Here is a 7,441-nt window from a genome sequence, read left to right on the forward strand (position 1 = left end):
AGCGCGCGGATACCGTTCTGGCGCAGCAGGTCCCAGATCGAGCCTTCCGATCCGGCCTGGACGCGCCGCAACGCGACGGTGGTCAGCTCCGTGCCCGACTCCCTGAGCGCCGCCTCGAGTCCGACGAGGCTGGGCGCACCGCCGGTCCCCATGATCAACCGTGATGAGAACGTCTCGCCAGCGATGACGAGCGGATCCTCCCCAGTACGCACCTGTCATCCTCCTTGGGTGGCGGTCAGAATCTCGACCTGATCGCCGGTGTTCACCGTTGTCATCGCCCAGCTGCTTCGCGGCACGACGTCGTCGTTGAGAGCGACGGCTATGCCGCGGCCACCGGACACACCTTCGATGCCGTCGACGGTTCTGGAGACGACGTCGTGCACCGACGGATCCCCGTCGAAGGCGATCTCTTCACCATTGACCCTGATGCGGGTGGTCATCCGAGTTCCTCTCCTCATGCTCTTCTCCCGCGGATGTAGCCGGACGGATGCGGCGTGTCACGGCACAGGCAGCCACCGACGATCACGAACCGTGTTGAAGCGTGCCGGATCCGCGAGCGCGACCGAGCCGGGGACGCGCCCGTCCGCACACAGGGACGCGATAGCGGCAGCCGTCAAGGGCGCGAGCAGGATCCCATTGCGATAGTGGCCGGTCGCCAGGAGCAGACCAGGTGTGCCGGACTCGCCGATCAGCGGTGCGTTGTCCGGGCTTCCTGGTCGCGCCCGGGCCGTGGTGTCGACGACCGGGAGCTCGTCGAGCCCGGGAAGCAATGCCCGTGCATCGCGCAACAATGCGAACAGACCGCCCGCTGTGACCTGGCGGTCGTCCGGCAGTTCCTCACTGGTGGCACCGACGACGATCTCACCGTCTTCCCGTGGCACGACATAGACCGGCCGCGACTGGACGATGCCGCGCACCACATGGCGCAGCCGAAAGGCCGGCTCGTGCCGGGCGTCGAGCCGGATCACCTGGCCCTTGACCGGCCGAGTCGGCACGCTGGACGCGACGATCCGGCTCTCCCAGCCGGCAGCCACGACCACGGCTCCCGCGTGGTGGGTCTCCCCGGCCTCATCACGAGCCCCTGTCACCCGCCCGGACGCGGTGGCGGGCGAGACCGCCGAGGAGCTCTCCGAGAGCAGCGCGACCGCACGTCGTGGGACGACCTCGACGTCGCGTGCGGAGAGGGCGGCGAGCAGCGCGGCGTGCACCGCGCGAGGGTCCGCCTCGTGGTCGTCAGGTGCCCACACCGCACCCGCCATCCGCGGTCCCAGCGACGGTTCCATCCGGCGAGCCTCGGAAAGGCTGATTTCGCTCGCGTTGAGGTCCCACTGTCGCTGTAGGTCCAGCAGGCGATGGAGCTGCTGCCGGTCACCCGCGTCGAATGCCACGGAGAGCGTCCCGGTCTTTCTGAACCCCGTGGGCCGTTTGGTCTCTGCCTCTAGCTCTGCCGCGAACTCTGGCCACAGCGCGGCCGACTTAAGGTTCAGCCGCATCAGATCACGCTCGCCGAACGTGCTCTCCGCGACCGCCGCGAGCATTCCTGCGGCAGCATATGTCGCGCCGTTCCCTGGTTCGGGGTCTAGGCAGCGCACACTCAGCCCGCGGCCGGCCAGCCGCCACGCGATCGACGCCCCGATGATTCCGCAGCCGATGACGACGACGTCCGTAGCGCGCCGATAAGTCGCGCCCGGCGGCCGGGCCGCGGGCGTCCGGGCTTCCATCTCGGACGGTGCTCCCTTCGCTGGCATGATCCAGATCAGGTATGACGGTCGGCCGTGGCGGCCCTCTCAGCCCTGCACAGCCGGCGGCCCGATGATCACAGCATCGATGACGCGGTGCCGTCACCGGTGGTGATCATGGGCCACCCGCCCTCAGGGCTCCCGTGCTCTCGGTTCCACAGTACGCCGATCGCCGACGTATCGGGCAACCACGCCGAGGACGACCCTGACGGACGGACATGTCAGACTCATCGGCGATGAACGTGTCCACAGATCCGAACCGTGAGCGGCTTGCCGGTGCCCGCATCTACCTGTGCACCGACGCCCGCCGTGACCGTGGTGACCTTGAAGACTTCCTGCATGCGGTGCTGAGCGGTGGCGTCGACATCGTGCAGCTGCGCGACAAGACCCTCGAGGTCAAGGACGAGCTGGAGCTCCAGCCTCTGGTGGCTCGAATAGCGGACCAGTATGGCGCTTTGGTGGCCGTGAACGACCGGGCCGACGTCGCCCGGCTCACCGGTGCCAGGGTATTCCACACCGGCCAAGGTGACCTGCCGGTCGGAGCGTCACGGCAGCTGCTGGGGCCGGAGGTGATCCTCGGCCGTTCCACGAACTCAGTGGAGCTGGCCACGGAAGCCGATAGCGACCCGCACGTCGACTACTTCTGCGTGGGACCGGTCTGGCCGACGCCGACCAAACAGGGCCGGCCCGCGGTCGGGCTTGACACTGTCCGGGCCGTGGCCGACACCGAGCCGGTGACACCGTGGTTCGCGATCGGGGGGATCGACCACGACAACGTCGAGCAGGTGGTCGGCGCCGGCGCCCGCCGGATCGTCGTCGTCCGGGCGATCACCGACGCCGATGATCCGCACTCCGCCGCCGCGCGTCTGCGCGCCGCGCTCGCCTGAGGGTGAGTGTCACTTCAGCCAGCGGTCGAGATGTTCGGCGATGAACTCGTCGTCACGCAGGTGAGGGTACGCGTCCCAGATCCGGTCGATCTCAGCTAGCTGGCCGGACCCCAGAGTCTCTTTCTCGTCCAGGCACCACGTGCCCTCGAGTAGCCCTTGCCGGCGCAACACCTCGTGAATGCCGGGGATGCAGCCGTGGAAGTTGTTCCGGGCGTCGAAGATGGCGGCGTTGGCGTCGGTGAGGGCGGTGTCCATCTCCACCGCCGTGCGCAGTGCGTCGTCGTCGCCGGCTTTCGCCCGTCGGGTCAGCTCCAGCAGGGTGACCGCGCGCTCCACCCAGACGGCCCACTGGCCGAGCAGTCCGCCGACGAACTCGGCGCCGGTCGGGTAGGTGGCGAGCAGGTCTCCGACGATGTGGTCGTCGTTGCCGGTGTAGAAGGTGACGTCGCCGCCGCGATCGGAATCGGCGATTCCGTGCACCACGTCGAGGGTGGCGTAGCGGTCGAACGGCGCGACCTTGACGCCGACGACGGACGGGATGTCGGCGAGCTGCCGCCAGAACGGGCGCGGCAGCGTGCGTCCGCCCACCGCCGGCTGGAGGTAGAAGCCGATGACCGGGAGGACCTCCCCGACCGCGCGGGTGCGCTCGAGCAGTTGCTCGTCGCTGAGGTCCGTGGCGCCGTAGGGGGCGAGAAGGATCAGGTCATAACCCAGCGAGGCGGCCAGTTCGGCCTCTGCCACCGCCTGCTCGGTGGGGCCGCACGCACCTGCGACCAGTACTGGCGACCGATCGGTGTACTCGGCGCTGGTGCGGGCGGCCAGCTCGAGGACCGGGCGGAGCATTCCGCGGTTCGGCTCGTGAATAGCGAACTGGGTAGTGTGCACGCCCACGGCGACACCTCCCGCCCCTGATTCGAGGTAGTAGCGGGTGAGCGCACGCTGACGGCGTTCGTCGATGCGACGCTCAGCGTCGAGTGCGAGCGGGTGGGCCGGGATGACGGTGCCGTTACGGAAGGTCTTCATCGGTTCCTGACAGGTGGTCGCGAACGGGGGCGTAGCGGTTCCGGTCATCAGAACTGGCCGTCTCTGACCTGGAACTTTGTGGGCTTGCCCAATGAGGGCCCGCCCTCCTGGATCCACCTCGCGGTGATCTCGATGAGTTCGGCAAGGGGCAGTTCCGGGTAGCTGAACAGGCCGTGACAGCGGCCGGCGTTCGACAGCAGGGCCGTCTCCGATTCCGTGCCGGTGTAGACGGCCTCGGTGCCGAACGCGCGTGCGAACTGCTCGGCCACGCTTCGCACCGACACGGTCTCCGGTCCGGTGAGATTGAGCAGGAACGGCGGGACGTCGGCGTAGCCGAGGCTGCGCAGGATGACCTCGTTGGCGTAGCCCTGCCAGACCACGTTGGCATATCCGGTGGTGAGGTCGACCGGCTCGCCGGCGTGAACCTTGCGGGCGATATCGACGAGAACGCCGTAGCGTGGCTCGACGGCGTAGTTCAGTCGAATCAGGGCTGTTTGGGTCTGCTGCCGGGCGGCGAAGTGGGTGAAGATGCGCTCGCGCCCGAGGCACGACATGGCATAGTCGCCGACGGGGCCGACCGGATGCTCCTCCGTCGGCCCGCCGCTGCCGGTCGGCGTGAGCGGATACACGTTTCCGGTGGACAACGCGACGATCCGGGAATCGGCGTAGCGCTGCGCGACGCGGCCCGGCAGATAGGTGTTGGTCGCCCATACGGCGGGTTCGTTTCCGGTCGAGCCGAACTTGGCTCCGACGAGGAACACGACATTCGGTGCATCAGGCAGGTCGCGCAGAGCATGGTCATCGGATATGTCCGCGGCGACGACGTGGGCGCCGGCTGCCTCCATGGCTTCGGCGGAGCCTGGTTGTGAGAACCGGGAGACCGCGGTGACTTTGGTTGCGGTCCCTGCTTCCTGAATGGCTCGGGTGGCGAGCCGCACCAGGCTCGGCCCCATCTTCCCGGCCGCGCCGAGCACGACGATGTCACCGTCGAGCTTGCGCAGATCCTCCACCAGGGCGGCACGTGGCCGCGAGAGACGTTCTTCCAGCTCTTCGACGGTCTGCACCATGTACCTTCCAGCAGCTCGTCGGCGTCCGGCCCGTTGCCGGTACACCGTCCCCTTTGCGACGTTAGCCGCTTCGAAGCGGCGGCCATGCCAAGTCTCATTTAGAGACATCCTAAAAGTCAATATATCGCTAGCCGTTAATATCAGAGACACGACTGCCTTGTATCGTCCCCGGTATGCGCGGGGCCATTGACTCGCGGCTGTGCAGGGGCTGATTGGGTGTCAGTACTGTTCCGAGGGTCCGCATCGATAGCGTGATCGTCTGTGCAGGCTGTACCGCATGCAGTTCTGAATATTTTCGGCGGGGACCTATTGTGCAGATCCGTTGACTGTAATAATCTCAGGCCTCATGCATCTGGGCGTCATCCACCTCGGCATCCCGAGGCTGGTGACATACATACACCTGGCCGGGGAGCGTCAGCGGCCACTCGTTCGGATCAGGAAGGAAGACCAATGCGAACTCGACAGGTCTTGATGACTTCAGCGGCGCTGGGCGCAGTCATGCTGGCGTCCGCTTGTGGCGGTGACGACGGAGGCGGTGCGAACACGGGCAGTGCCGAGCCTGGTGAGGTCGAAGGTTCGGTCACGATGTGGACGTACCCGGTGATCGCCGATGAGACCGAGCACCGGAACTTCTGGGACGACACCATCGCAGCGTTCGGCGAGGAGTACCCGAACGTCGACGTGGAGGTGGAGATCTTTCCGTGGGCCGACCGCGATCAGGCGCTGTCCACGGCCATCGCGGGCAACAGTGCGCCGGACGTCGTGTACATGATTCCGGACCAGCTGCCTGGCTACGCGCGCAACATCGAACCGATCGATGGCTACCTGGACGACGACGCGAAGGCCGACTACCTTCCGAACGCGATCGAGGCGGTGACCATCGACGGCGAGATGACAGCCGCGCCGATCCTCGCCAGCGCGGTCACGCTGACCTGCAACAAGGAGGTCTTCGACGACGTCGGCCAGAGCGAATACCCGGAAACCTGGGATGACCTGCGGGAGATGGCGCCCGAGTTCAAGGACGCCGGCTACGACATGTTCGCCTACAGCGGCGATGTCAGCCAGACGCTGAACCTCACCTTCTACCCGTTGCTCTGGCAGGCCGGTGGCGACGTGTTCAACGACGACGGCTCCGAGGTCACCTTCAACAGCGAAGCCGGCGTCGAGGCGCTCACCTTCCTCCAGGAGATGGTCGATGGCGGCTACGTTTCCGAGGACATGCTGACCAGCAACCCGCCGGTCGAGCAGACCAAGCTGGCGCAGGGCGAGGTGGCGTGCGAATGGCACTCCGAAGGGAAGAACCTCGTCGAGTTCTGGGGTGAGGAGAACACGGTGATCTTGCCGCCGCTGACCAACGCGGAGCAGATCGCCTACGGCACGGTCGGCTCGCTGGCCATGCTGTCCTCGGCCGATGACAAGGACGCCGCCGGAGCGTGGATCTCCTTCGTGACGGAGGCCGAGCGCGCGGCCGAGTACGACGAGGCATCCGGGTTCCTCCCGGTGAAGGAGTCCACCGGCTCGCTGTACGAAGGCGACCCGCTGCTCGGCGAGGCGGAGAAGTACGTCGACCTGACGACCGTCGGGCCGCTGACCGAAGAGGCCCGCGAGGTCATGGGCGTGCTGGCGCCGGAGATCCAGGCGGTGCTGATCGGTGAGAAGGAACCGCAGCAAGCGCTCGACGACGCGGCCGCCGCGGCCGAGGCCGTCGTCCGATAAACGGACCGGACCGTACGAAGTTCAGGAGTGATGGTGTCGGTCGACACGTTGCCGAAGGCCCGCCAGCGGTACCGCTGGCGGGAGGCGCGGATCGCGCTGCTGTTCGTCCTGCCCTGCCTGCTCCTGTTCATCGCGTTCCGGTTCGGGCCCGCGGTCGCCGGAGGTGTGCTGTCGTTCACCGACTACACGATCGGTGCCGACACGAACTGGATCGGGCTGGAGAATCTCCGCCGGCTGAACGAGGATCCGCTGTTCTGGCGGGCGCTGCGCACCACGTTGACGATCGCGCTGCTGGCCGTGCCACTGTCCATCCTCATGTCTCTCGGGATGGCGTTGCTCGTACGGCGTGCCTTCCGCGGGTCCAAACTCTTCCGGTCGATCTTCTTCCTGCCGGTGATCACCAGCCTCGTGCTGGCGGGGATCGTCTTCACCTGGATCTTCTCCGAGGGTGGGCCCTGGACGTCCGTCATGGGATGGCTCGGCTTCGCGGACCGGGCCTGGTTGTCGGACACCACCCTGGTGATCCCGGCCATCGTCATCGTCGCGGTGTGGGGCCGGTTCGGTTTCGGCATGCTCATCCTGCTGGCCCGTCTCCAGGACGTTCCGCGTGAGCTCGAAGAGGCCGCGCTGGCTGACGGCGCGGGCGCCTGGCAACGGTTCCGCTACATCATCCTGCCCGAGCTCAAGCCCGCGCTGTTCTTCCTGGCCGTCATCGAGACCACGTTCTCGTTCCAGATCTTCGACACGGTGTACGTGATGACCGGGGGCGGACCGGCGAACTCCAGCTACGTGCTGGTCTACCAGCTCTATGACCAGGCGTTCCGGTACTTCGACTTCGGCTACGCCTCAGCTATCGGGCTCGCGCTGTTCGTGATGACGTTCATCGTCGCGATGATCCAGCGCCTGACGTTGGGGAGAGAACGGTGACCCACACCATGAGCACTGGCACCCCGTCGGGCCCGAAGGCGCAGGCCGTCGAGGACGGGCGTGGCCGGCGGCCGAAACCGTA

Annotated in this window: 7 protein-coding genes and 1 pseudogene; 3 read left to right on the forward strand and 5 right to left on the reverse strand. The window is 66.9% G+C overall.

Going from position 1 to position 7,441, the window contains the following annotated elements:
- The 3 genes and pseudogenes from ELR45_RS41490 to thiO all read right to left on the reverse strand — a co-directional run.
- Window positions 1-152, reverse strand: a pseudogene (locus ELR45_RS41490) (thiazole synthase); the annotation flags it as partial.
- 63 nt (window positions 153-215) lie between these two features.
- On the reverse strand, window positions 216-440 hold the full coding sequence (gene thiS, locus ELR45_RS25555) for a sulfur carrier protein ThiS (protein WP_205857256.1): 225 nt from the start codon (window positions 438-440) through the stop codon (window positions 216-218).
- Window positions 441-497: 57 nt separating this feature from the next.
- The gene (thiO, locus tag ELR45_RS25560) at window positions 498-1,748 is read right to left on the reverse strand and encodes a glycine oxidase ThiO (RefSeq protein WP_205857257.1); all 1,251 of its coding nucleotides are present in this window, start codon (window positions 1,746-1,748) and stop codon (window positions 498-500) included.
- A 227-nt stretch (window positions 1,749-1,975) separates the two neighbouring features.
- Between thiO and thiE the strand changes: the two genes are divergently transcribed.
- A complete protein-coding gene (thiE, locus tag ELR45_RS25565; RefSeq protein WP_129668865.1) occupies window positions 1,976-2,626 on the forward strand; it encodes a thiamine phosphate synthase in 651 nt (216 codons plus the stop codon).
- A gap of 9 nt (window positions 2,627-2,635) precedes the next feature.
- Here thiE and ELR45_RS25570 read toward each other — a convergent pair whose 3' ends face one another.
- Together ELR45_RS25570 and ELR45_RS25575 are read right to left on the reverse strand one after the other, a co-directional pair.
- Window positions 2,636-3,649, reverse strand: coding sequence for a dihydrodipicolinate synthase family protein (locus tag ELR45_RS25570; protein ID WP_129668866.1), 1,014 nt, complete (start codon window positions 3,647-3,649; stop codon window positions 2,636-2,638).
- A 47-nt stretch (window positions 3,650-3,696) separates the two neighbouring features.
- Complete coding sequence (locus tag ELR45_RS25575) at window positions 3,697-4,716, reverse strand: NAD-dependent epimerase/dehydratase family protein (protein WP_129668867.1); 1,020 nt, start codon at window positions 4,714-4,716, stop codon at window positions 3,697-3,699.
- A 450-nt stretch (window positions 4,717-5,166) separates the two neighbouring features.
- On the opposite strand from ELR45_RS25575, the gene ELR45_RS25580 reads away from it, so the two are divergent.
- Both ELR45_RS25580 and ELR45_RS25585 read left to right on the forward strand, forming a co-directional pair.
- Window positions 5,167-6,432 carry an ABC transporter substrate-binding protein gene (locus ELR45_RS25580; protein ID WP_129668868.1) on the forward strand — a complete coding sequence of 422 codons (1,266 nt, stop codon included), beginning with the start codon at window positions 5,167-5,169 and terminating at the stop codon, window positions 6,430-6,432.
- A gap of 30 nt (window positions 6,433-6,462) precedes the next feature.
- Window positions 6,463-7,359 carry a carbohydrate ABC transporter permease gene (locus ELR45_RS25585; protein ID WP_129668869.1) on the forward strand — a complete coding sequence of 299 codons (897 nt, stop codon included), beginning with the start codon at window positions 6,463-6,465 and terminating at the stop codon, window positions 7,357-7,359.
- The last annotated feature ends 82 nt before the right edge of the window (window positions 7,360-7,441 follow it).

It is taken from the genome of Phytoactinopolyspora endophytica, assembly GCF_004138495.1.
GTDB classification, from domain to species: Bacteria; Actinomycetota; Actinomycetes; order Jiangellales; family Jiangellaceae; genus Phytoactinopolyspora; species Phytoactinopolyspora endophytica.

Bases quoted from the DNA above. Each gene is read 5' to 3' on its own strand.
- thiS (WP_205857256.1), bottom strand. From the start codon at position 440: ATGACCACCCGCATCAGGGTCAATGGTGAAGAGATCGCCTTCGACGGG.
- thiO (WP_205857257.1), bottom strand. From the start codon at position 1,748: ATGCCAGCGAAGGGAGCACCGTCCGAGATGGAAGCCCGGACGCCCGCG.
- thiE (WP_129668865.1), top strand. From the start codon at position 1,976: ATGAACGTGTCCACAGATCCGAACCGTGAGCGGCTTGCCGGTGCCCGC.
- ELR45_RS25570 (WP_129668866.1), bottom strand. From the start codon at position 3,649: ATGAAGACCTTCCGTAACGGCACCGTCATCCCGGCCCACCCGCTCGCA.
- ELR45_RS25575 (WP_129668867.1), bottom strand. From the start codon at position 4,716: ATGGTGCAGACCGTCGAAGAGCTGGAAGAACGTCTCTCGCGGCCACGT.
- ELR45_RS25580 (WP_129668868.1), top strand. From the start codon at position 5,167: ATGCGAACTCGACAGGTCTTGATGACTTCAGCGGCGCTGGGCGCAGTC.
- ELR45_RS25585 (WP_129668869.1), top strand. From the start codon at position 6,463: ATGGTGTCGGTCGACACGTTGCCGAAGGCCCGCCAGCGGTACCGCTGG.